Below are 21,103 nucleotides of genomic sequence, written 5' to 3' on the forward strand. Positions count from 1 at the left end.
CCAAGCGGTCTTAGGAAGACAAAACATTCTACCAACTCCTTGGCTCACAGAACGACATGGCTACGATCCGACTTGCCTTCCGCGGTGTTCACCGCAATCGACTGATGGCCGGGCGTATGGCCGGGCGTCGGGATCACGCGCACGCCGGGCACGATGTCGGCGATGCCGTTGACGAACTGCCAGCGAAACCACGCGAGCGGCTCGCGGCCGATCAGGAATTCCTGGTAGAACGACGCTTGCGTCGGCAGGGGCCGTCCCGCGTATTCCCATTCGATCTGCTGGACGATGAAGCGCGCATTGCGGAACAGCGTGTTGCCGCCCGAGTGGTCGTAGTGCAGATGCGTGTTGATCACGATATCGACATCGTCGGCGCGCCAGCCGACGTATTCCTTCAACGCGCGCTCGAGCCGCTCTTCGGGTGCCTGGTCGCACGGGCAGATAAAGCTGCTGACCCAGGCCGGATCGTGAATGCCGGTATCGACGACGATCTTTTTCTCCGCACCGACGATCGCGGTCGACCATACGGGAATGCGAATCTGCTGGCCGTAATGGCGTGCATAGACCAGCGACGAGTGATCGACCGTGAGCCAGCCGGTCGGCATCGCGACGACCTTGAGTTCGGGAGTAGCCACGCTCGTCTCCGCAATCAGAAATTGACTTCGTTCGCGCCTTTCAGCTTCAGCATTTCGCGCGCCTCGGCCGGTGTCGCGACCTCGAGCGACAGGCCTTCGATCACCTGACGGATTTTCAGCACTTGCGCGGCGCTCGATTCGGCGAGCTTGCCGGGTTCGATCCACAGCGAGTCTTCGAGGCCGACGCGTGCATGCGAGCCCTGCGCGACGCCCATCGACGCGAGCGGGATCTGATTGCGGCCAGCACCGAGAATCGACCATACATAGTCGTTGCCGAACAGACGGTCGGCCGTGCGGCGCATATGCGCGAGGTCTTCCGGATGGGCGCCGATGCCGCCCAGCAGGCCGAATACGCTTTGCACGAAGAACGGCGGTTTGACGAGTCCGCGGTCGACGAAATGCGCGAGGTTGTACAGGTGCGAAATGTCGTAGCACTCGTGCTCGAAGCGCGTGCCGTTGTCGGTACACGAAGTCAGGATGTATTCGATGTCGGCGAACGTGTTCTTGAACACGAGGTCGCGGCTCTTTTCGAGGTGCTGGCGTTCCCAGTCGTGCTTGAGATCCTTGTAGCGCGCAAGCATGGGGTACAGGCCGAAATTCATCGAACCCATGTTCAGCGATGCCACCTCGGGCTTGAAATGGTGCGCGGGACGCAGCCGTTCGGCGACCGTCATATGCGGGCTGCCGCCCGTCGTGAGATTGATCACCGCGTCGGTTTCGGCCTTGATGCGCGGCAGGAATTCCTGGAACACGGCCGGGTCTTGCGTCGGATGGCCATCTTGCGGGTCGCGCGCATGCAGGTGCAGAATCGCCGCGCCTTCTTTTGCCGCGGCAAGCGCGGCATCGGCGATTTCGTTCGGCGTCACCGGCAGATACGGCGACATCGACGGCGTGTGGATCGCGCCGGTCGGCGCGCAGGTAATGATGACTTTACGCTTGGATGCCATGTTGTCCTCGTGTTTCGTCGGGCTTCGTTGCTGTGTGTCGTGGGCGTTTTCGCTGCGGCGTTCGCCGCGGATGCGGCGTGCGAAAGAGAAACGGGCGTTACAGGACTTCGACGTTGCCGCAGACCGAAATCGCCTGGCCGGAGATGCCCTTGCCGGCGGGCGAACATAAAAAGAGCGCGGTGGCGGCGACTTCCTCGGGGGTCGTCATCCGACGCAGCGAGATCTTGTCGAGGTAGCGCCGTTCCATTTCTTCGTATGACAGATTGAGCTGCTGCGCGCGCGCGGCGATCACGCGCTCGATGCGCGGCCCTTTGACGATGCCAGGCTGGATCGTATTGACGCGGATGCCGGACGGCCCGAGCTCGATGGCAAGGCTTTTCGTCAGGCCGACGATCGCCCATTTGGTGGCGGAGTAGGGCGTGCGATACGCGTAGCCGAGCCGTCCCGCCACCGACGAAAGCGCGACGATCGAGCCGCCTTCGGGCGCCTCGCGCAGCAGCGGCACCGCGCGGCGCGCGAAGTAGAACTGCGCGTTCAGGTTGATATCGACGGTCTGTTCCCATTCGCCGACGTCGATCTCGTCGACGCCGCCGGTCGGGCCGGCGATGCCCGCGTTGTTGACAAGCACGTCGAGGCCGCCGAGCTGTTTTGCGACGTCGTCGAAGACGCCTTCGACGGCGTCGCGGTCCGCGACGTCCGCGAGTGCGGCGGTAATAGGTGTGTGTTTGTTGCTGCCGGACGCCTGTTCCTGCGAACGGCGCAGCGCGTCGATCGTATGCTCGCTTGCGTCGCACACATGTACGCGCGCGCCGGTTTCGACGAATGCCTGCGCAATGGCAAGGCCGATGCCCGATGCGCCTCCGGTCACCAGCACGCGCAGGCCCGCGCGCGGCGTCAACATTGATAGAACGGTCATGCTGTCGTCTCCGTCGTTATTCGTATGAGTGATGAGCCCGTTGCCTTTCCGTCGTAGCACGTTCGTGTACAGCGGTTCCTTGCAACGATTCGGGCTACTACGCGATACTTCGACTTCGGTACGAACGTGCTGCGAACCGGCGCGGCGGCGTGTTCAGTTCACGCCGCCGTGCGCGCCATCCGTCAGGCGCTTGCCTCCTGCTGTTCGATCAGCCGCTCGCGCAAATCCGCGGCCGCTTCGCCGATGTCCTGCGCGATGCCCGCGCGCGCGCCTTCGCCGTCGCCGTGCCATAGCGCTTCGACGATCTTGCGGTGTGCCTCCATCGAGCGCCGCATATGCGGAATGTCGGGCGCGACAAGATTGAGGAACGGGCCGATGCGCATCCACAGGTTCTGGATCGTCGCGAGCGTCACTTCGCTCGCGCCATGCGTGTAGATCGCTACGTGAAACTCGAAATTGCTGCTGAGGTAGGCGGCGACGTCGCCGGCTTCGACATGTGCGTCCATTGCGTCGAATACGTCCTGCAGCGCGGCGAGATGCGCCTTCGACATGCGCGTCGCGGCGCGTGCGGCGACGCAGCCTTCGAGCGCGATGCGCACGTCGCGCAGCTCTTCGAGCAGATCGAGCGTCATTGGCGGCACCATCAGCGCGCGGCCGGGCCCGTCGATCAGCGCGCCTTCCGCTTGCAGACGCGTGAGCGCGGCGCGCACCGGCATCGTCGACGAACCGACCGCATCGGCGACGCCGCGCAGGCTCAGCAACTGACCCGGCGCAAAGCGGCCGGTCATGATCGCTTCGCGCAATTGCGCGTAGACGCGGCCCGCCATCGTTTCTCTTGCCACGAGCTCGAGCGGCGGCAGTTCTTTCGTCGCTACGCGGGTAGTCACGGCTTCCTCCGGCGCATCCTATGCGGATCAGTTGCGATGTGTGACCTGTGATCACACTTCTTGAGATGCAGTCTGCGCGGCTCGTTCGGGTGCGTCAACTGAGGGAAAACGCGGAGCGCATAACGCGGCGTGCTATGACGGCACTATCGCGCCACTGCCACGGCGGTATTGCGGACTACGAAGGCCGGCTCAGCCGGTTCGATATCAATTTCGCGCGGCGCGGGCTGTCGCCGATCGTTTCGCATTGCTCGGCCGAAAGTCCGAACGATACGTGGAAACCGTCTTCGGTACGCAGCGTCATGATGAAGGTCCGCTGGTCGCTCGCGAGTTCGACCGTGCATGCGTGCGCAGGGTAGACGATGCGCAGGGTGTCATCGTTGTGTTGCGCGCGCAACGCCTTCAGCGCGAGGTTCGGCAGCGTGAGAACCAGCTGCTGCAGACAGTGGCTCGGCAGATGCAGCGCCCAATCGGCGCCGCTGTCGTCGACGCCTTGCAGCGCAAAGCAGGCACCGTCTTTTGCAAGCTCGAGGCCGGTGAGCTGGCGTGCGTCGATCCGGCGTGCGGTCGCATTGTCCACCTTCGCCGGTTGGGTCGATTCCGTCGGTCCGTTTGCCATTGCTGTTCCGCGCAGTCACCGCCGGCCCCATTGCGCCGGCTTCAATGCTGATTGAATCGAAGCTTAGCGAGGTGAGACGGCGGGCAGTGTTCCTGGTTCGTCAGGTTAATTGACTGACGATGGCATCGCGGCGAAAACTGCGCTCGGCACGACGAGCGTGCGGGTCGGCATGTAACGTTGAGAATGCTGTCAAAAACGCTTGCCTGGCGGCGAGTCTGCTGCGTATAATCGCAAGCTTCGCTGATGCGGCAGAACTTTGTGAAGTCAAAGCGCGCTCCACCGGTGAAAGTCGCTTAAATGTCGCGGAACTTGTAGTAAAAAGCGCTTCACAAAGCATTCTGAGCCAGTTAGAATAGCGTTCTTCGCTGATTTGCAGTCGGAAGTTATCCGGAAGTTAGCAGCAAATCGCGTCGAAAGCCGGTGGTAGCAGTCAAGCCGGCGCAGTTTGTAGCAGATGGTGCGTGACAAATCTGCAAAGATTATGTCCCCTTCGTCTAGAGGCCTAGGACATCACCCTTTCACGGTGAGTACAGGGGTTCGAATCCCCTAGGGGACGCCAGAATATCGGCGTGGTTTGCGGTAAGGGCGGTGCAGCGCCTATATTGCAGGCAACGCAACTTGCGGGAATTAACCGACGCCCGCAGGCAGGATAGAAAGATTGGAGTGGTAGTTCAGTCGGTTAGAATACCGGCCTGTCACGCCGGGGGTCGCGGGTTCGAGTCCCGTCCACTCCGCCAGCTTGAAACCATGTGGGTTTAGGCAAAAGGTGAAAGCCCATTAGGGTTAGAGCCCGTTAGGGTGCGCGTCGAAGGAGCGCCTCAACGGGCTTTTTCATTAAAGGTGTAAGCGTAGTTGCAGTACGAGTATGTCCCCTTCGTCTAGAGGCCTAGGACATCACCCTTTCACGGTGAGTACAGGGGTTCGAATCCCCTAGGGGACGCCAGACATCGACCGCGGAAATACCCACTTTCGCGGGGCAAAGAGCAGTACTGGAGCGGTAGTTCAGTTGGTTAGAATACCGGCCTGTCACGCCGGGGGTCGCGGGTTCGAGTCCCGTCCGCTCCGCCAGACAAGTGAAAGCCCGCTGATCCGTCAGCGGGCTTTTTGCTTTGCGGCATCGATGTTTATTCGCGCCCTGCGGCCCGAGCGCCGGGCGTGCGTCGGGCAATCAGCCATTGTCAGCCGGCCCGGCGTATCTTAACGTGATCGCACCCTGCCGAATCCACCCGATTGCCGCGAGAATGCTCGACCCAACCGAAGAACCGTGCCCGTTCCAGTTGCGCGAGGCCAGCATGGACGACTTCCCGTTCGCGGAGGCCCTTACGCGCAACAACATGGGTGGCTACTACCGTCGTCATCATCTGGTCTGGCGCGGCGATCTGTTTCTCGCAAGCTGGCGCGAATCGGAAAATTTCATTCTCGAAGCCGACGGGGAACGCATCGGCGTCCTGCGTATTACCGAAGAGGGCGACTCGCTGCAAGTCGGATCGTAGCCATGTCGTTCTGTGAGCCAAGGAGTTGGTAGAATGTTTTGTCTTCCTAAGACCGCTTGGCCTCCGACTTTCGCGCGCGCGGCTTGCGCGAATTGCAGCTGCGCGTGTTCGTCGATAATCCGGCCGCGCGGCTCTATCAGCGGATGGGCTATCGGCTGGCTGGCCCACGCCTCGCGCAGCTCGGGTCGATTCGCCATATGGCGCGCCGCGTCTGATCAGCTTTGCGCGCGAGCGCGCAGCGCAGCGCCATCCGTTTCGTCGTCCGCAAACATCCGCTGCGTGTCCGACTCCTCGTCGTTGTTCGCATCGCGGTGCTCGGCGCCGCGCACGATGAACGCGCGCGGGCTTTCGCCGAACTGCCGCCGGAACATCGCCGAAAACGCGCTCTGACTCTGATAGCCGAGCGCCTGCGCGACCTGCGCCAACGGCCGCCCCTGGCTCAACAGCGGGATCGCGCGCGCAAGCACGGCTTGCTGGCGCCATTGCGAAAAGCTCACGCCGAGCTCCTGCCGAAAAAGCCGCGCGATCGTGCGTGTGCTCGCGCCCACGGCCGAGGCGGAACGCTCGAGCGAATCGGTGGCGGCCGGATCGGCGAGCACCGCTTCGCATAGCGCGCGCAAGCGCTTTTCAGCCGGCATCGGAACCGCGAGCGGCAACGGCTCCGAGCGAATGATTTCGTCGAGTGCGAGCGAGCCGAGCAGCTGTTCGCGCGCGGGCGCGAGCCCCGGTGTATCGAGCGCCGCGATCACCTCGCGCAGCAGTCCCGACACCTCGAGCACACGGCACGTATCGAGCGCGGGCGGCACCGCATCTTCGTAGACATAGAGCGTGCGCAGAAACGCCTCTTCGACGATCGTCACTTCGTGCAGCACATGCGGCGGAACCCAGATCGCGCGCGACGGCGGCACCATCCATGTCGTACCGACCGTCGTCATGCGCAACACGCCGCGCGATGCGTAGGCGACTTGCGCCCACGCATGCGTATGGCGCGCGACGCGCACGCCGGCCGGCATCGGCCGCGATCGTACGCGGATCGGATGCTGCCGCGTCGGCGCGAATTCGGGCGGGATGTCGGCGAAGTCGACGCGATTCGACAGGGTAGGCTGGATGGGCTCGATCATGGTGAACGCAATGCGATGGGCACGAGCAAAAGGCGTGGGCCGCCTTGTCGTAGCGCACATTGTAGAGGCTCGATATGCCGAGCCTGAAACACCGCGGCGATGGCGGCGGATTGCAGATGCAAGGACACGGCCCGGATCGTCGATGCGGATGCGCGCGGCGAGGCATAATGGCTGCCGGTTCGCTGATCGCCGAGCGGCCAACGAGTTGACCGAGTGGCTAATGAGTCGCCAACCTCGGCGCGGCGTTACCCGGCATTCATTGCAGTGTCGATCTGATGACGAAGGAACCTGAGTCCATGCGATACGTGTTCGTGTACGGCACCTTGCGCGCCGGAGAAGTCAACGATATCGGCAAGGCCGCGGCGAGCAGCGCGTTGGCGATGCCGATTCTGGTCGGCGAGGGATCGGTGCGCGGCCGGCTGTTCGACTTCGGCAGCTACCCGGGCCTCGTGCCCGACGATGACGGCATTCACGTAAAGGGCGACGTCTATCAGATCGACGAGCGTCTCGTGTCCGTGCTCGACGAGATCGAGCAGGTCTATCCGGGCGAGACGGGCCTCTTCATGCCGCACGAGGTGACGATCGACGTCAACGGCGCCGCGCTGCCTTGCCTTTACTATCCGGTGCAACGGCATGCGGTGGAAGGGCTGCCGGAAATCGGTTCGGGCGATTGGGTTGCGTACCGGCGCACACGGAAATAAGCCGCGCCGATATCGACACCGACGACAAAGACAAACGGCGCCGCGGGCAGCGAGTGTCCGCGACGCCGCTTATTCAACGCGCTTCTCCAATGCGCTGACGCAACGTTGATTCAACATTGATTGGAAGCCGTCGGTGCGTCAAAGCTCCTCATAGAGCGGCAGCGTCAGGAACTCGGTGAAGTTCGCCGACGTCGACATCTCGCCGAAAATCTGCGCCGCGCGATCGTATGTCTTCGTGTCGCCGCCGACCACCTGTTTGACCTTCTCGAGTTCCTGCACCGTCAGATCGCGCACGAGCTGCGCGGTCACCTTGCGTCCATCGTCGAGCACGCCCTTCGACGAGCGGATCCACTGCCACACCTGCGAACGCGAAATCTCGGCCGTCGCCGCATCTTCCATCAGATTGTGAATCGGCACGCAGCCGTTCCCGGCGAGCCACGATCCGAGGTAATGAATGCCGACGTTGATGTTGTTGCGCAAGCCCGCTTCGGTGATCGGCGCTTCGGGGCGGAAGTCGAGCAGGTCGGTCGCCGTCACGTTGACGTCCGGGCGCTGTTTGCCGATCTGGTTCGGCCGGTCGCCGAGCACCTTGACGAATTCATCCATTGCGATCGGTACGAGCCCCGGATGAGCGACCCAGCCGCCGTCGTAGCCGTCGGTCGCGTCGCGCGCCTTGTCCGACCGTACGCCGGCCATGGCTTTCTCACCATGACCGTGCCGTTCATGCGCGCCTATGCGCTCGAATTGCTGAAGACCTGTCACCGCCGCATTGGCCGCCGCGTCGTTTTTGATCGGGATCAGTGCGCTCATGCCGCCGATCGCCGGCGCATTGGCTGTTCCTGTTCCATAACGCGAAGGAATTGCTCGCACGCGGCAGCGGCCCGTATTTCTACTTGCCGAAGCTCGAGAACCATCTCGAGGCGCGGCTGTGGAACGATATCTTCGTCGCCGCGCAGGAAGCAGTCGGCGTGCCGCGCGGTTCGATTCGCGCCACCGTGCTGGTCGAGACGATTCTCGCGGCGTTCGAAATGGACGAGATCCTGTATGAGCTGCGCGAGCACAGTTCGGGCCTCAACGCGGGCCGCTGGGACTACATCTTTTCGGCGATCAAGAAGTTCAGGAACGATCAGGACTTCTGTCTGGCCGACCGCGCGCAGATCACGAAGATGCCGCCCGACACGCGCTCGCCGTCGACGCTCACGTGTTTCTCGTCGAGATGCCAGCCGCGCGGACGCACGATCAGCGTCGCCACCTTGTCGTTGAGCCGATACGTCTTGCCGTTCTGCTCGAGCGTGATCGTACGGCGCACCGCGTCCTTCAGATTGATGTGGCCGGTGATCAGGTTGTCCCAGCTCGGCGCGTTCGAATCTTCAAAGTCGGTCATATAAGAATCGGCACCCGAATTCAGCGCGTTGATGACCATCTTGCGTTCGACGGGACCGGTGATTTCGACGCGGCGGCATGCGAGATCTTTCGGCAGCGGTGCGATCGTCCAGTCCGCGTCGCGGATCGATTTCGTTTGCGCGAGAAAGTCGGGGCGCTCGCCGGCGTCGAGCCGTCTGACGCGTTCGGCGCGTGCCTTCAGCAATTCGCGGCGGCGCGGTTCGAACGCACGATGCAGTTGCGCGACGAGTTCGAGCGCGTCAGGTGTCAGAACCGTTTCGAAACCGGCTTTGATGTCACCGGTGATCTTCATCCCGTGCGGGAGCGGCAGCGGGTTCGCCATGATTTTCTCCTTGGTCGGTCAGGCTTCGGATTCAGAAGATAATTTTATTAATGACTGTATCGGCTTGAAAAGATCGCATTCGTCACTTGATCTTTTACTTTTATATATCTAATGTGGGGCGATTCGTCATTTCTGGACGTTTCTTCGTCACGGGGCGCGTACCGCCCGTATCACAGTCCGCCTCAGACTCCGTTCCACATCGCCATGGACCGCTTCAAGCAGATCGAAACTTTTGCGACTGTCGCCGCGCGCGGCAGTCTGACGGCGGCTGCGCAGGCCGAAGGCGTGGCGCCCGCCATCATCGGCCGCCGCATCGATGCGCTCGAGGAGCGGCTTGGCGTCAAGCTGCTGGTGCGCACGACGCGCCGCATTACTTTGACGTTCGAAGGGTCGGCGTTTCTCGAAGACTGTCAGCGCATCCTCAACGATATGAACAACGCGGAAGCGAGCGTGTCCGCGGGCGGCGTGAAAGCGAGCGGTCATCTGCGCGTCTCGGCGCCCGCCGGTTTCGGCCGGCTGCACGTCGCACCGCTCGTCGCCGCGTTTACGGCGGCGCATGCCGATGTCACGGTTACGCTCGATCTGTCCGACCGGCTCGTCGACCTCGTCAACGAAGGGTTCGACTGCGCGGTGCGCCTCGGCGAACTGCCCGATTCGTCGCTCGTGTCGCTGCGCCTCGGAGAGAATCGGCGCGTCTGCGTCGCGGCGCCGCTGTATCTGACGCGGCGCGGTACCCCGCAGACGCTTGCCGACCTTGCGCATCACAACTGTCTCGCGCTCGCGGCAAGCGCGAACCAGCAGCGCGGCTGGATGTTCGAGCACGACGGCAAGATCGCCACGATCAAGGTGTCGGGCACGATGGAATGTTCGGATGGCGCCGTGCTGCACGAGTGGTGTCTCGCCGGCTACGGGCTCGCGTGGCGGTCGTGGTGGGAAGTCGGCGCCGATCTCGCAGCGGGGCGCCTCGTCACCGTGCTCGATGCGTTCGCCGCGCCGCCGATCGGCATTTACGCGGTATTCGCGCAGCGCCGCCATTTGCCGCTGCGGGTGCGTCTCTTTCTCGACTTGCTCAAGCAGACCTACGCTGAACCCAGCTACTGGCAGTAACGCGCAACGAAACGTGGAGGTTCGCTGTCCTGCGGAGTTTTGCGGCATGCATCGGCGCATACGCCGCGCGGGTTTCCGATATTCGGACTGACCCTCAAACGCCGCGTGCGGAGAATTCTGGCGCACTACAATCGTCTCAGCATGCCTGCCGCCGCCACCGCGCCGGTGCGGGCGCCGTTCGTATCGTGGCGCGCGAGGCCCCGCGTGCACCCGCAGTCGACGACGGAGAGCACCATGTTCAAGCATATCCTCGTACCGACCGATGGTTCGGAACTGTCGAAGAAAGCGATCGACGGCGCGATCGATCTTGCGCAAGCGGTCGGCGCGCGCGTCACCGCTTACGCGTGTCTGCCGCAGTATCCGTATTCGCCGTTTTCCGAAGTCGTGGTCGAGCCGCCGGTCGAGTTCCAGGGCCGCAGCGAGCGCGAGGCGCGCGACCATCTGCGCGAAGTCGAAGAGGCGGCGCGCGGCGCGGGCGTCGCGTGCACGAGCCACACGAGCGTGCATCCGTCGCCGTACCTCGGCATTATCGAAGCGGCCGAGCAGGGCGGCTGCGATGTGATCTTCATGGCATCGCACGGACGGCGCGGCCTCGGTAGTTTGCTGATCGGCAGCGAGACGCAACGCGTGCTCACGCATACGAAGATCCCGGTGATCGTTTATCGGTGAAGGCACCGATGGTTTGGCGCGGCAGCCCGCGCGCCGCATTGCGTTGCCGGTGTGTTCCCGGTGCGTTCCGGGTTGTGTCCCCGGTTGCGTTCCGGTCACGCGTGGGCCTCCGGTGCGCGCGCCGCGCGCGGCTCATATCGCCGCGCTGGCGGCGGCCCGGGCCAGGCGGGGCCGCTTGAGCGTGCCCGCCCGGTTCGCCCGACCCGCGGCGCGACGATGCGCCCGGCCGCCAGCCTCGTTAAGCGACCTTCTTGTCGAGCGTGGCCGGCTTCTCGAAGAACTGTTCGTCTTCGGTCGACCCATGCAGTGCGGTCGTCGATGCTTCGCGCTCGACCGTTTGCGTGACCGCATCGAAATAGCCGGTACCGACTTCGCGCTGATGCTTGACGGCCGTAAAGCCCTTTTCGGCGGCGGCGAATTCGGCCTGCTGCATTTCGACGAACGCGCTCATCTGCGTGCGTGCATAACCGTGCGCGAGATGGAACATCGAGTAGTTGAGCGCGTGGAAGCCCGCGAGCGTGATGAACTGGAACTTGTAGCCCATCGCGCCGAGCTCCTTCTGGAACTTCGCGATCGTTGCGTCGTCGAGGTTCTTCTTCCAGTTGAACGACGGCGAGCAGTTGTACGACAGCATCTTGTCCGGGAACTGCTTGTGAATCGCTTCGGCGAATTTCTTCGCGAATTCGAGATCGGGTTTGCCGGTCTCGCACCAGATCAGGTCCGCGTAGGGCGCATACGCAAGGCCGCGCGACACCGCTTGCGCAAGTCCCGGCTTCGTGCGGAAAAAGCCTTCGACGGTGCGCTCGCCGGTCAGGAACGGCTTGTCGTTTTCGTCGATGTCGGAGGTGATGAGGTCGGCGGCTTCGGCGTCGGTGCGCGCAAGCAGAATGGTCGGCGTGCCGCAGATATCGGCCGCAAGACGCGCGGCGGTCAGCTTGGCGACATTTTCGCGCGTCGGCACGAGCACTTTGCCGCCCATGTGGCCGCATTTCTTCACTGACGCGAGCTGGTCTTCGAAGTGCACGCCGGCCGCGCCCGCTTCGATCATCGACTTCATCAGTTCGAACGCGTTCAGCACGCCGCCGAAGCCCGCTTCCGCATCGGCCACGATCGGCGCGAAATAGTCGAGATAGCCCTCGTCGCCCGGATTCTTGCCTTCCGACCACTGGATCTGGTCGGCGCGCATCAGCGTGTTGTTGATGCGCTTGACGACGAGCGGTACCGAGTTGGCCGGATACAGCGACTGGTCCGGATACATTTCGCCGGCCACGTTCGCATCGCCCGCGACTTGCCATCCGGACAGGTAGATCGCTTTGAGGCCGGCCTTGACCTGCTGCATCGCCTGGTTGCCGGTCAGCGCGCCGAGCGCGTTGACGAACGGCTCCGATTGCATCGCGGTCCATAGTTTTTCCGCGCCGCGCCTGGCGAGCGTGTGCTCGACCGCGACCGAACCGCGCAGCCGCACGACATCCTCGGCGGTATAGCTACGCTTGATGCCTTTCCAGCGCGCGTCGCTGTTCCATTGCTGCTGCAGCTGTTGAACCTGTTGTTCGCGTGACATGGTGTGCTCCCTTTCGATAAAGACCGGTTTTGAACAGTGGAATGGCGGGACTCGGTAGGCGGACGACAGGCTTGCGATGTCTCCGGAGCGCGAAGTCTTATATAAGAGTCTAGGCGCGTGGCGGAAGCGGCAACAGGCGGTAGCGAACGTTTTTTATGGTAATTTAATTTATTAAAATCAATGAATTAGAGAATACTTTTCGCATCATGGAAGGTCTTTTTCCATGTTGCAATGTCGTCGGTTGTGCCTTGCAGCACGATTTTTTACGACTCAAAAAATTTTTCCATATTGTGAAATTTGCGGATGGGCCAAAAAAAAGCCCGCCGAGGCGGGCTTTGCGAGATTGCGTTTGCTGCTCTAACGCTTCGCTGGTTTGTGACGAGGTCGGGCAGTTAGCTGCCGCGACGCGGATTGCGCGGACCGTCGCCGCGGCGTGCGCCAAAGCCACCGTCGCGCGAACCGGCATAGCTGCTGCCGCCTTCGCCGCGCGATGCGCCGTAGCCGTCGCGACCGCCGCCGCTGGACGACTTGCCGCTCCAGCCGCGACCGCCGCCGCCATTGCCACCACCGTAGCCGCCGCCTTCGCGCGAGCCGCCATAGCTGCCGCTGCCGCCCGGCTTGCCGCCGAAGCGCCGGCCGCCGCCATTGCCGCCGGGACGGCCGCGTCCGCCGCCGAAACCGCCGCGGCCACCTGCAGGCGGCGCTTTGCGCGGTTCGAAGCCTTCGATGACGTTGACAGGCAGCGGCGCACGCACGAAACGCTCGATGCGCTTTAACGCACCCTGTTCCGCGTGATGCACGAGGCTCACCGCGATACCCGAGCGACCCGCGCGGCCCGTGCGGCCGATACGGTGCACGTAGTCTTCCGCGAATTTCGGCAGATCGTAGTTGAACACGTGCGTGATGCCGGGGATATCGATGCCGCGCGCCGCGACATCGGTTGCGACGAGCACGCGCACGCGGCGCTCGCGCAGCGCGCGAATCGTACGGTTGCGCGCGCCTTGCGGCAGGTCGCCGTGCAACGCGGCGGACTGGAAGCCCGCGTCCGCAAGACGGCCGGCAAGCTGGTCCGCGTCGCTCTTCGTTGCCGTGAAGACGATGGCCTGATCGAGGCCCGCGTCGCGCAACAGATGATCGAGCAGGCGATCCTTATGGTCACGGTCGTCGACGTAATGCACGGTTTGCGCGATATTGTCGCGCTGCTCGATGCGTTGCGTGATTTCGATGCGCTCGGGGTCTCTCAGCAGGCGACTCGTCAGCGAGCCGATCTTGCCGTCGAGCGTTGCCGAGAACAGCATGGTCTGGCGCGAAGCAGGCGTTGCGGCGACGATCGTTTCGATGTCGTCGATAAAGCCCATGTCGAGCATGCGATCGGCTTCGTCGAGCACGAGCATCTGCAGTTCCGACAGATCGATGCGGCCGCGCTCGAGATGGTCGAGCAGACGACCCGGCGTCGCGACGAGAATTTCAGGGTTCTTCGCAAGCAGCATCAACTGCTGACCGTAGGCGACGCCGCCCAGAATGCTGACCGTGCGCAGCCGGCGCAGGTGCTTGCCGTAGGTCGACGCGGCCGTGGTGACCTGCATCGCGAGTTCGCGCGTCGGCGTGAGCACGAGCAGACCCGGGCGCGCGACCGGCTGCGGACGGCGCGTGCGGCGATCGGCGCTGCGCGGATCGCCCGACGGGCGCGGCTGCTGAGCCTGGGTTTTTTGCAGCTGGGCGAAACGCTCGATGGCCGGCAGCATGAATGCGGCCGTCTTGCCCGAACCGGTCGGGCTCGAGACGAGCAGATCGCGCCCGGCGATGCCCGCCGGAATGGCGCGCTGCTGAACCGGCGTCGGCGCTTTGTAGCCGGCCGCGGTCAGTGCGGAAAGAATCTCCTCCGAAAGCCCGAGCGAGGCGAAGGTCGGTCCTTGATCGGCGCCGGCTGCGTCCGCTGCATTCGTTGCGTCGACCGGTGCGTCGGCACGCGCCGCCGTTGCTTCGGCGGTGGAGGGCGTGTCAAGACCGAGGGCGGCATCGGCGATTGCGTTCAACGGGCTGGTGGTGTTGCTCGAAGTCATGAAAATCCTTGAAGCATGGGAACGAACCCCTTGGATGAAACCAGGGGATGAAACGTCGGCGCCAATCGGCATTACCCAAGTTGTCGGATTCAGCGAGCAGACAGCAGCGAGCAAACCGTAAAACGGGGGCAGCTCGCGACAATAAAGGCGAGCTTTTCGTTAGAAGCTGTATCGGATGCGGTGCGCCGGGAGGGCTTACCGCCAGCCTTACGTGGTGGCCCGTAGAAAAGCAGGGCACGTGGCAGGGAGGTGACAGGTTCTAAACTGGATTGGAGCAAAACGCTTTGTTGCACCCGCGTTTGCAAGTGCAGCGGCGATTATAGCTAACTTTGCTGCACTGCGCCACTTATTTGACATGAAACGGTCACGGCCCAGACCAATGGCACATGCGCGTTTGTCCGGACAGTCCGAAACGTGCACGGCCCGTGCAGTCGTGTGAATCAAGCGCCGCTTTTCAGCGATTCGACGAGCTCGACGTATTCCTGCCTGGCGGTTTCGGGTGCCATGCCTTTCAACGCCGCCCATGCGTCGTGTTTGTATTTGCCGGCGATATCCGCGAAGCCTGGCCGTTCCTCGGGCGCGTCGCCCGCGGTTGCCTGCTTGTAAAGTCCATAAAGACGCAGCAACGTGAGGTCGCCCGGTCGTTCAGGCAACTGCTTTACATCGTTGACTGCCTGGTTGAAGCGTGAATCGACGTCGCTCATCGATGACTCCGCAAAAGGTCGGATCGGCTGACGATCATAACAAGCACAGCGGCACAAGTGCGAACCGCAGACGTGTGGCGCCGGGTCGGCTTCGCGACCGACGCGCGAAGGTCGCGCATTACAATATCGACCATGACCGACACTGTGCTGCTTGCCCTCGATACATCGACCGAATTCTGCTCGGTCGCGTTGCTTGCCGTTGCGAATCCGCCCGCGGGTTCGTCCTTGCGTTTACCGGGCGATGATTCGCCGGCGCGTGGTTCGCCGGCCCGTGGTTTGGCCGGCGGTTCGCCGGTCGAAGCTCTGTCGGACGGTTTATCGGACGGCGCATCCGGCGAGCCACGGGTCTGGTCGCGCCACGAGTCGACCGGCGCGGTGTCCAGCACGCGCCTCCTGCCTGCCATTCGCGAGCTGTTCGACGAAGCCGGTTACGCGCTACGCGCCTGCAACGCGATCGCGTTCGGCGCGGGCCCGGGCTCGTTCACCGGCTTGCGTACCGCAACCGGTGTCGCGCAAGGGCTCGCGTTTGGGCTCGGCTGCCCGGTCGTGCCGATCGGCACGCTTGCCGCGTGTGCGGAAAGCGCACGTCGGCGCGATCCGTCGGCCACGCGCGTGCTCGCCGCACTCGATGCGCGGATGGACGAAGTCTATTGGGCCGACTACGCATGGGACGATGCGCTGCAAGACTGGCACGCGGTGCGCGCCGCCGCGCTCGATGCGCCCGAACGGATCGTCGCGCCCGACGTGCCGTACACGCTTGCCGGCAACGCGGCTGCGGTGTTCGGCGCGCGGCTCGCGATTGCTGCCGGCGCGCGCGCGATCGACGGCGAGGCGCTGCCGCATGCGTTGCCGATCGCGTTCGCCGCGTTGCGCGCATGGCGCGCGGGGCGCACAGTGCCGGCCGATCAGGCGGCACCCGAATACGTGCGCGACAAGGTCGCACTGACCACGGCCGAACGGCTTGCCGTGAAAGCGGCGCAAGGCCAGGCGGGCGGCCCGTCGCGCAACCACGTCGGCGAGCCTCCACAATGAGCGGCGTATTGCTCGCGGACCGCTACATGTCGCCGATGACCGAGGGCGACCTTGACGAAGTCGCCATCGTCGAACGGCTCGCCTACGAGTTTCCGTGGTCGCGCGGCAATTTCGAAGACTCGCTGCGCAACGGCTATTTCGGCATCTGTCTGCGGCACGTAACGGGGACGCTGATCGGTTACTGCGTGCTGATGCCGGTCGTCGACGAGATGCATCTGCTGAATCTATGCGTCGCACCGCCGGCGCAGCATGCGGGCGCGGGGCTCGCGCTGCTGCGCGAAGCGGTGCGCATCACGCATGCGGAAAAGCTGACGGGGCTGCTGCTCGAAGTGCGGCCGTCGAACCATCGCGCGATCCGGCTATACGAGCGCTTCGGCTTTGCGTCGATCGGCCGGCGCAAGAACTACTATCCGGCGCGGCACCGCAGCCGGGAAGACGCAATCGTGATGCGATTTTCTTTTGAGAAGGAGGGCGCCGATGGCGTTGCATGAGTCCGCGCTGGAAGAACTCGGCCTCGCGCCGCTGTGGGTGAGGCGCGGTAGCGCGAATGCACCGGCGGCGCCCGGGGACGCGGAAGGCCGCGCGAGCGCCGATGTCGCGCACGCGCGGGACGCCGTATCGGCGCATGCGCAGGCGAACGTATTGCCCGATGCCGCGTGTGGCGGGCAGGCGCCCGTTGCCGCGGCGATCGCGCGCGGTGAGGCCGGCGCGGCGACCAGGCGCGCCGACGTTCCGTTGTCCGATGTTGCGGTGCCCGCGCAGCGCACCGCGCCGAGCGAATCGACGTCGCGAAGCGAGTCGCCGGAAGCGGGACGCAGACCCTTCGCAACGCGTCCGGAGCCCACTCCGCCAGCGCAACCAACGGCGCAATCAACATCGCCCGACGACGACTTCGCATGGTTCGACGAGCTTCCCGCGCAGCCGTCGTCGCGCGCGCGCCCGCCGACGCCCGACCGTCCCGCGGACTTCGCGAGCGACGATCCCGGCACTGAATCGTCGCTGCCGCCGGTCGCCTCGCTCGACTGGGACGCGCTCGCGCAGCGCGTGGCCGGCTGCGAACGCTGCCGTCTCTGCGAGAAGCGCACGCAGACGGTCTTCGGCGTCGGCGACCGCGACGCGGACTGGATGCTGATCGGCGAAGCGCCGGGCGAAAACGAGGACCGTCAGGGTGAGCCGTTCGTCGGCCAGGCCGGCAAGCTGCTCGACAACATGCTGCATTCGTTGTCGCTGGCGCGCGGCGCGAATGTTTATATCGCGAACGTGCTCAAGTGCCGGCCGCCGGGTAACCGCAATCCCGAGCCCGAGGAGGTTGCGCGCTGCGAACCGTATCTGCAGCGCCAGGTCGCGCTCGTCAAACCGAAGCTGATCGTCGCGCTCGGCCGCTTCGCCGCGCAAAGCCTGCTGAAGACCGATGCGAGCATTTCGTCGCTGCGTGGACGCGTGCATACGTACGAAGGTGTGCCCGTGATCGTCACCTATCACCCCGCGTATCTGCTGCGCAGTCTGCACGACAAGGCCAAGGCGTGGCAGGACCTGTGTCTTGCGCGCGAGACGTGGCGCAAGGCGGGCGCGAGCGCGTGTTCCGCTGCCGATGCCGCAACCCGTCCCGTGGCCGACTGATGGCGGCCGACAGCCTGTCTGCCGGATTAGCGCCGCGTGGTGCCGCGCGGCTTGAGAGGCTGTCCGACCCGGCGGTGCGCGATCTCGCGTGGCTGCTGTTCAGTCCGGACCTGTTGCGCGCGCAACCGCCTGCCGGCGTGCTGGCCGAGCCGTTCGAGTCGGCCGAGGAAGCAGCCGCGACGCTCGACTGGCTCGTTGCCGAATATGCCGACCCCGCTGCGCTGCATCGTCATATCGCCGCCGCGCGTGTGACGCGCCTTGGCCGTTACGCGGAGTGCCTGCTCGCGTGGTCGTTGCAGCATGGGCCGGCCGCGCGCCTCGTGGCCGCGAACGTGGCGTTGCGGCGCAATGGCCTCACGCTCGGCGAATGCGACTTCCTCGTTCAAACCCGGACGAGCCGGCGGCTGCATTGGGAGCTCGCGGTCAAATGCTATCTGCATGCAGGCGAAAGCCGCGCCCAGCTCGCGGACTATGTCGGACCGAATCTGCAGGATCGTTTCGACGTGAAGCTACGCCGTTTGCTCGATCATCAACTGCCGTTGAGCGCGCGCGCCGAATTCGCGTCGCTTGGTCACGTCGGACCGTGGGACGCGCAAATGTTCGTCAAGGGCTGGTTGTTCTATCGCGATGGCGGCACGCCCACCGAACCGTCCGAGATCGATCCGGACCATGCGCGTGGCTGGTGGACGACGCGAGCGGACTGGCCGTCGTTTGCCGCCGCGCTGGGCGACGCATGGTCCGTTCTGCCGCGACTTCAATGGCTATCGCGGCGGCGCCGCAGCGGCAATGCAAACGCCGCGAACCTTTTCGGCATACGGGCCTTGAGCGCACAACTCGCGCAGCATAGCGGCCCCACGATGGTCGCGACGTTTGCCGCCGATGACGAACAGGGCGGCTGGCGCGAGACGTCGCGCGGTTTTGTCGTGCCGGATGCGTGGCCCGCGCAGGCGCTCGCGTTCGCGCGCGCTTAGGCGCAGCGCGGGCTGCTTGACTGGTTGGCCGTTTCGCCGTTTCACCGCCTGGCTGCCTCGCCGCGTGGTCGGTCTGGGCCGGTTAGTCGCGGTTGATCGATAGACCCGCCCGCGCTCACCACCACCGATGAAAATGGTGCACAGGACCGACGCCGCGACCGACGTCGAGTCGCGCGCTCTGCTCGAGCGCACCGGTCAGATATTGCTTCGCATCGACGACCGCGCTGGCGAGATCGCGCCGCTGCGGCAATAACGCTGCAACTGCCGAGGACAACGTGCATCCGGTGCCATGCGTATTGCGCACCGGCACGCGCGCGCCGCCCACGCGCAGCGTGCCGCCTGCCTCGATGAGCCAGTCGGGGCTGTCGGCGGCCGCGAGATGGCCGCCTTTCATCAGCACTGCGTGTGCGCCGAGCGCACGCAGCGCTTCGCCCTGGCTTACCATCGCGCTTTCGTCGCTAGCCGCTGCCGTGCCGAGCAACGCCGCTGCCTCGGGCAGATTCGGCGTCAACAGATCGGCGAGCGGCAGCAATTCGTCGCGCAACGCGTCGACCGCATCGGGTGCAAGCAGCGCATGGTTGCTCTTCGAAATCATCACCGTGTCGAGCACGACATGCGACGGCCGGTAGCGCCGCAGCGCCTCGGCGACCGCGCGCACGATCTGCGCGTTCGCGAGCATGCCGATCTTCACCGCGTCGATGCGGATATCGTCGAACACAGCGTCGAGTTGCGCCGTGACGAAACCCGGGTCGGGCGTGTGAATCGCGGTCACGCCGCGCGTATTTTGCGCGGTCAGCGCGGTAATCACGCTCGCGCCGTACGCGCCGAGCGCCGAAAACGCCTTCAGATCGGCCTGGATGCCGGCGCCGCCGCCGGAATCGGAGCCGGCGATCGTCAGGACATTGGGAATGACTTGGGTCATGAAAGAACGGGGAAGGCAGGGCGGTCGAACCCGTGGCGCGCGGTCAGTGCCGCGCTTCGCCGATCAGCGCGACCGAATCGAATGCTCGCTGATTCGCCTGGTGGCGCCGCATCACGAGCCACATCATCACGCAGACGAAGGTGCCGAACAGCACGATCACGATCGTGATCGGCACGTCGAGCCAGACGAGCACCGCGTAGAGGCACAGCATGACGAGCACGGACAGGTTTTCGTTGAAATTCTGCACCGCGATCGAGTGGCCGGCCGACAGCAGCACGTGGCCGCGATGCTGCAGCAGCGCATTCATCGGCACGACAAAAAAGCCCGAAAGCGCGCCGACCACCATCAGGAACAGATACGCGAAGATCAGGTAGCCGCCGATATGCATGCGGCCGAAATAGATGCCCCAATGCGGCGGAAACAGGTGCCGCGTGTAGAACGCCATCAGCATCACCGCGATGCCCATGATGATGCCGACCGGCAGCACCGACAGCGATTTCTTCAGCGGCACGCGCGCTGCGGCGATCATTGCGCCCCCCGCGACGCCGACCGCGACCACGGCCTGCAGGATCGCGCCCTCCGACAGCGACATGCCGAGCGACACTTCGGCCCATTTCAGCACGATGAACTGCAGCGTCGCGCCCGCGCCCCAGAATAGGGTCGTAACCGCGAGCGAGATCTGGCCGAGCTTGTCGTGCCAGAGCACGTTGAAACAGTCGGCGAAGTCGGTGATGAGCTTGAGCGGCCCGCGCTCCTGTTTCGGATAGCGCGCGCCGGTGTCGGGGATGCGCAGATTGAAGAGCGCCGCGACGACATAGATGACGATGATGATGAGCATCGCCGCCTCGGCGGGCGTGTGAATCGCGGGGGGCGTGTGTTTAATGATGTGCGAGGCGATATGCGGGCTGATCAGCGCGCCGCCGAGCACCGTGCCAAGGATGATCGAGCCGACCGTCGTGCCTTCTATCCAGCCGTTGGCCGCGACGAGCCGGTCAGGCGGCAGCAGTTCGGTGAGTATGCCGTACTTGGCCGGCGAATAGGCCGCGGCGCCGAAGCCGACGATGCCGTATGCAATGAGCGGATGCGCGCCGGCGAGCATCGTGACGCAGCCAATCACCTTGATCGTGTTCGTCACGAACATCACGCGCCCCTTGGGCCGCGAGTCGGCGAACGCGCCGACGAAGGCGGCCAGCACGACGTACGACAGCACAAAGAACAGCTTGAGCAGCGGCGTCATCCAATTGGGGGCATGAAGGTCTTTCAGCAGTGCGATGGCAGCGATCAGCAGCGCATTGTCGGCCAGCGACGAGAAGAACTGCGCGGCCATGATCGTGTAAAAACCTTTTTTCATCTGATGCGATGCTGTCCTCGCGACGGTCTGGCGGGCAAGACCGTGGATATGACGTTCGGGCTTA

18 protein-coding genes, 4 tRNA genes and 5 pseudogenes are annotated in these 21,103 nt (G+C 64.3%); 14 read left to right on the plus strand and 13 right to left on the minus strand.

Annotated elements, in window-relative coordinates; translation table 11 throughout:
• Window positions 1–44: 44 nt before the first annotated feature.
• The 5 genes from QYH69_RS29620 to QYH69_RS29640 form a co-directional block, all read right to left on the minus strand.
• Window positions 45–632, minus strand: a complete 588-nt coding sequence (locus QYH69_RS29620) for an N-acyl homoserine lactonase family protein (protein WP_308835250.1) — start codon at window positions 630–632, stop codon at window positions 45–47.
• A gap of 14 nt (window positions 633–646) precedes the next feature.
• Window positions 647–1,579: a 3-keto-5-aminohexanoate cleavage protein gene (locus QYH69_RS29625; RefSeq protein ID WP_075156836.1), complete on the minus strand. Its 933-nt coding sequence runs from the start codon at window positions 1,577–1,579 to the stop codon at window positions 647–649.
• 97 nt (window positions 1,580–1,676) lie between these two features.
• Complete coding sequence (locus tag QYH69_RS29630; RefSeq protein ID WP_308835251.1) at window positions 1,677–2,495, minus strand: SDR family oxidoreductase; 819 nt, start codon at window positions 2,493–2,495, stop codon at window positions 1,677–1,679.
• 182 nt (window positions 2,496–2,677) lie between these two features.
• Entirely contained in the window at window positions 2,678–3,322 is a 645-nt protein-coding gene (locus tag QYH69_RS29635; protein WP_308835305.1) for a GntR family transcriptional regulator, read from the minus strand.
• 235 nt (window positions 3,323–3,557) lie between these two features.
• Window positions 3,558–3,998 carry a hypothetical protein gene (locus QYH69_RS29640; RefSeq protein ID WP_308835252.1) on the minus strand — a complete coding sequence of 147 codons (441 nt, stop codon included), beginning with the start codon at window positions 3,996–3,998 and terminating at the stop codon, window positions 3,558–3,560.
• Window positions 3,999–4,481: 483 nt separating this feature from the next.
• Here QYH69_RS29640 and QYH69_RS29645 point away from each other — a divergent pair.
• The 6 genes and pseudogenes from QYH69_RS29645 to QYH69_RS36165 form a co-directional block, all read left to right on the plus strand.
• A tRNA-Glu gene (locus QYH69_RS29645) sits at window positions 4,482–4,557 on the plus strand.
• A gap of 101 nt (window positions 4,558–4,658) precedes the next feature.
• Window positions 4,659–4,735, plus strand: a tRNA-Asp gene (locus QYH69_RS29650).
• 130 nt (window positions 4,736–4,865) lie between these two features.
• Window positions 4,866–4,941 (plus strand) — tRNA-Glu (locus QYH69_RS29655).
• 48 nt (window positions 4,942–4,989) lie between these two features.
• Window positions 4,990–5,066 (plus strand) — tRNA-Asp (locus QYH69_RS29660).
• A 173-nt stretch (window positions 5,067–5,239) separates the two neighbouring features.
• Window positions 5,240–5,480, plus strand: a pseudogene (locus QYH69_RS36160) (GNAT family N-acetyltransferase); the annotation flags it as partial.
• An 82-nt stretch (window positions 5,481–5,562) separates the two neighbouring features.
• Window positions 5,563–5,706, plus strand: a pseudogene (locus tag QYH69_RS36165) (GNAT family N-acetyltransferase); the annotation flags it as partial.
• On the opposite strand, the gene QYH69_RS29670 reads toward QYH69_RS36165, so the two are convergent.
• Window positions 5,707–6,612: a helix-turn-helix transcriptional regulator gene (locus tag QYH69_RS29670; RefSeq protein WP_308835253.1), complete on the minus strand. Its 906-nt coding sequence runs from the start codon at window positions 6,610–6,612 to the stop codon at window positions 5,707–5,709. It lies immediately after the preceding pseudogene.
• A 296-nt stretch (window positions 6,613–6,908) separates the two neighbouring features.
• On the opposite strand from QYH69_RS29670, the gene QYH69_RS29675 reads away from it, so the two are divergent.
• A complete protein-coding gene (locus QYH69_RS29675) occupies window positions 6,909–7,313 on the plus strand; it encodes a gamma-glutamylcyclotransferase family protein (RefSeq protein WP_308835254.1) in 405 nt (134 codons plus the stop codon).
• A 138-nt stretch (window positions 7,314–7,451) separates the two neighbouring features.
• Here QYH69_RS29675 and QYH69_RS29680 read toward each other — a convergent pair.
• Window positions 7,452–8,147: pseudogene (locus QYH69_RS29680) on the minus strand (malate synthase A); the annotation flags it as partial.
• Between QYH69_RS29680 and QYH69_RS29685 the strand changes: the two are divergent.
• Window positions 8,114–8,428, plus strand: a pseudogene (locus QYH69_RS29685) (hypothetical protein); the annotation flags it as partial. The pseudogenes QYH69_RS29680 and QYH69_RS29685 overlap by 34 nt on opposite strands.
• Before the next feature lie 42 nt (window positions 8,429–8,470).
• Here QYH69_RS29685 and QYH69_RS29690 read toward each other — a convergent pair.
• Window positions 8,471–9,039, minus strand: a pseudogene (locus tag QYH69_RS29690) (malate synthase A); the annotation flags it as partial.
• A gap of 204 nt (window positions 9,040–9,243) precedes the next feature.
• On the opposite strand from QYH69_RS29690, the gene QYH69_RS29695 reads away from it, so the two are divergent.
• The gene (locus QYH69_RS29695) at window positions 9,244–10,146 is read left to right on the plus strand and encodes a LysR family transcriptional regulator (RefSeq protein ID WP_308835255.1); all 903 of its coding nucleotides are present in this window, start codon (window positions 9,244–9,246) and stop codon (window positions 10,144–10,146) included.
• A gap of 234 nt (window positions 10,147–10,380) precedes the next feature.
• The gene (locus tag QYH69_RS29700; RefSeq protein WP_308835256.1) at window positions 10,381–10,815 is read left to right on the plus strand and encodes a universal stress protein; all 435 of its coding nucleotides are present in this window, start codon (window positions 10,381–10,383) and stop codon (window positions 10,813–10,815) included.
• A 238-nt stretch (window positions 10,816–11,053) separates the two neighbouring features.
• Here QYH69_RS29700 and aceA read toward each other — a convergent pair whose 3' ends face one another.
• The 3 genes from aceA to QYH69_RS29715 all read right to left on the minus strand — a co-directional run bounded on the left by aceA (window position 11,054) and on the right by QYH69_RS29715 (window position 15,143).
• The gene (aceA, locus tag QYH69_RS29705) at window positions 11,054–12,376 is read right to left on the minus strand and encodes an isocitrate lyase (protein WP_308835257.1); all 1,323 of its coding nucleotides are present in this window, start codon (window positions 12,374–12,376) and stop codon (window positions 11,054–11,056) included.
• A gap of 392 nt (window positions 12,377–12,768) precedes the next feature.
• Complete coding sequence (locus tag QYH69_RS29710; RefSeq protein WP_308835258.1) at window positions 12,769–14,439, minus strand: DEAD/DEAH box helicase; 1,671 nt, start codon at window positions 14,437–14,439, stop codon at window positions 12,769–12,771.
• 440 nt (window positions 14,440–14,879) lie between these two features.
• The gene (locus tag QYH69_RS29715) at window positions 14,880–15,143 is read right to left on the minus strand and encodes an acyl-CoA-binding protein (RefSeq protein ID WP_308835259.1); all 264 of its coding nucleotides are present in this window, start codon (window positions 15,141–15,143) and stop codon (window positions 14,880–14,882) included.
• A 132-nt stretch (window positions 15,144–15,275) separates the two neighbouring features.
• Between QYH69_RS29715 and tsaB the strand changes: the two genes are divergently transcribed.
• The 4 genes from tsaB to QYH69_RS29735 are packed head-to-tail and all read left to right on the plus strand — an operon-like array spanning window position 15,276 to window position 18,766.
• The gene (gene tsaB / locus QYH69_RS29720; RefSeq protein ID WP_308835260.1) at window positions 15,276–16,175 is read left to right on the plus strand and encodes a tRNA (adenosine(37)-N6)-threonylcarbamoyltransferase complex dimerization subunit type 1 TsaB; all 900 of its coding nucleotides are present in this window, start codon (window positions 15,276–15,278) and stop codon (window positions 16,173–16,175) included.
• A complete protein-coding gene (gene rimI / locus QYH69_RS29725; protein WP_075156847.1) occupies window positions 16,172–16,666 on the plus strand; it encodes a ribosomal protein S18-alanine N-acetyltransferase in 495 nt (164 codons plus the stop codon). The genes tsaB and rimI overlap by 4 nt, the downstream gene beginning before the upstream one ends.
• Complete coding sequence (locus tag QYH69_RS29730) at window positions 16,653–17,795, plus strand: uracil-DNA glycosylase family protein (RefSeq protein WP_308835261.1); 1,143 nt, start codon at window positions 16,653–16,655, stop codon at window positions 17,793–17,795. The genes rimI and QYH69_RS29730 overlap by 14 nt, the downstream gene beginning before the upstream one ends.
• A complete protein-coding gene (locus QYH69_RS29735) occupies window positions 17,795–18,766 on the plus strand; it encodes a DUF1853 family protein (RefSeq protein WP_308835262.1) in 972 nt (323 codons plus the stop codon). The genes QYH69_RS29730 and QYH69_RS29735 overlap by 1 nt, the downstream gene beginning before the upstream one ends.
• A 115-nt stretch (window positions 18,767–18,881) precedes the next feature.
• On the opposite strand, the gene thiD is transcribed toward QYH69_RS29735, so the two are convergent.
• Complete coding sequence (gene thiD / locus QYH69_RS29740) at window positions 18,882–19,688, minus strand: bifunctional hydroxymethylpyrimidine kinase/phosphomethylpyrimidine kinase (protein ID WP_308835263.1); 807 nt, start codon at window positions 19,686–19,688, stop codon at window positions 18,882–18,884.
• Between the two features lie 43 nt (window positions 19,689–19,731).
• Window positions 19,732–21,039, minus strand: coding sequence for a lysophospholipid transporter LplT (lplT, locus tag QYH69_RS29745; RefSeq protein ID WP_308835264.1), 1,308 nt, complete (start codon window positions 21,037–21,039; stop codon window positions 19,732–19,734).
• Between the last annotated feature and the right edge of the window lie 64 nt (window positions 21,040–21,103).

It is taken from the genome of Paraburkholderia sp. SARCC-3016 (assembly GCF_031119615.1).
GTDB lineage: Bacteria > Pseudomonadota > Gammaproteobacteria > Burkholderiales > Burkholderiaceae > Paraburkholderia.

Coding starts and splice junctions, on each gene's coding strand:
- QYH69_RS29625 (WP_075156836.1), bottom strand. CDS start 1,579: ATGGCATCCAAGCGTAAAGTCATCATTACCTGCGCGCCGACCGGCGCG.
- QYH69_RS29630 (WP_308835251.1), bottom strand. CDS start 2,495: ATGACCGTTCTATCAATGTTGACGCCGCGCGCGGGCCTGCGCGTGCTG.
- QYH69_RS29635 (WP_308835305.1), bottom strand. CDS start 3,322: ATGGCGGGCCGCGTCTACGCGCAATTGCGCGAAGCGATCATGACCGGC.
- QYH69_RS29640 (WP_308835252.1), bottom strand. CDS start 3,998: ATGGCAAACGGACCGACGGAATCGACCCAACCGGCGAAGGTGGACAAT.
- QYH69_RS29670 (WP_308835253.1), bottom strand. CDS start 6,612: ATGATCGAGCCCATCCAGCCTACCCTGTCGAATCGCGTCGACTTCGCC.
- QYH69_RS29675 (WP_308835254.1), top strand. CDS start 6,909: ATGCGATACGTGTTCGTGTACGGCACCTTGCGCGCCGGAGAAGTCAAC.
- QYH69_RS29695 (WP_308835255.1), top strand. CDS start 9,244: ATGGACCGCTTCAAGCAGATCGAAACTTTTGCGACTGTCGCCGCGCGC.
- QYH69_RS29700 (WP_308835256.1), top strand. CDS start 10,381: ATGTTCAAGCATATCCTCGTACCGACCGATGGTTCGGAACTGTCGAAG.
- aceA (WP_308835257.1), bottom strand. CDS start 12,376: ATGTCACGCGAACAACAGGTTCAACAGCTGCAGCAGCAATGGAACAGC.
- QYH69_RS29710 (WP_308835258.1), bottom strand. CDS start 14,439: ATGACTTCGAGCAACACCACCAGCCCGTTGAACGCAATCGCCGATGCC.
- QYH69_RS29715 (WP_308835259.1), bottom strand. CDS start 15,143: ATGAGCGACGTCGATTCACGCTTCAACCAGGCAGTCAACGATGTAAAG.
- tsaB (WP_308835260.1), top strand. CDS start 15,276: ATGACCGACACTGTGCTGCTTGCCCTCGATACATCGACCGAATTCTGC.
- rimI (WP_075156847.1), top strand. CDS start 16,172: ATGAGCGGCGTATTGCTCGCGGACCGCTACATGTCGCCGATGACCGAG.
- QYH69_RS29730 (WP_308835261.1), top strand. CDS start 16,653: ATGGCGTTGCATGAGTCCGCGCTGGAAGAACTCGGCCTCGCGCCGCTG.
- QYH69_RS29735 (WP_308835262.1), top strand. CDS start 17,795: ATGGCGGCCGACAGCCTGTCTGCCGGATTAGCGCCGCGTGGTGCCGCG.
- thiD (WP_308835263.1), bottom strand. CDS start 19,688: ATGACCCAAGTCATTCCCAATGTCCTGACGATCGCCGGCTCCGATTCC.
- lplT (WP_308835264.1), bottom strand. CDS start 21,039: ATGAAAAAAGGTTTTTACACGATCATGGCCGCGCAGTTCTTCTCGTCG.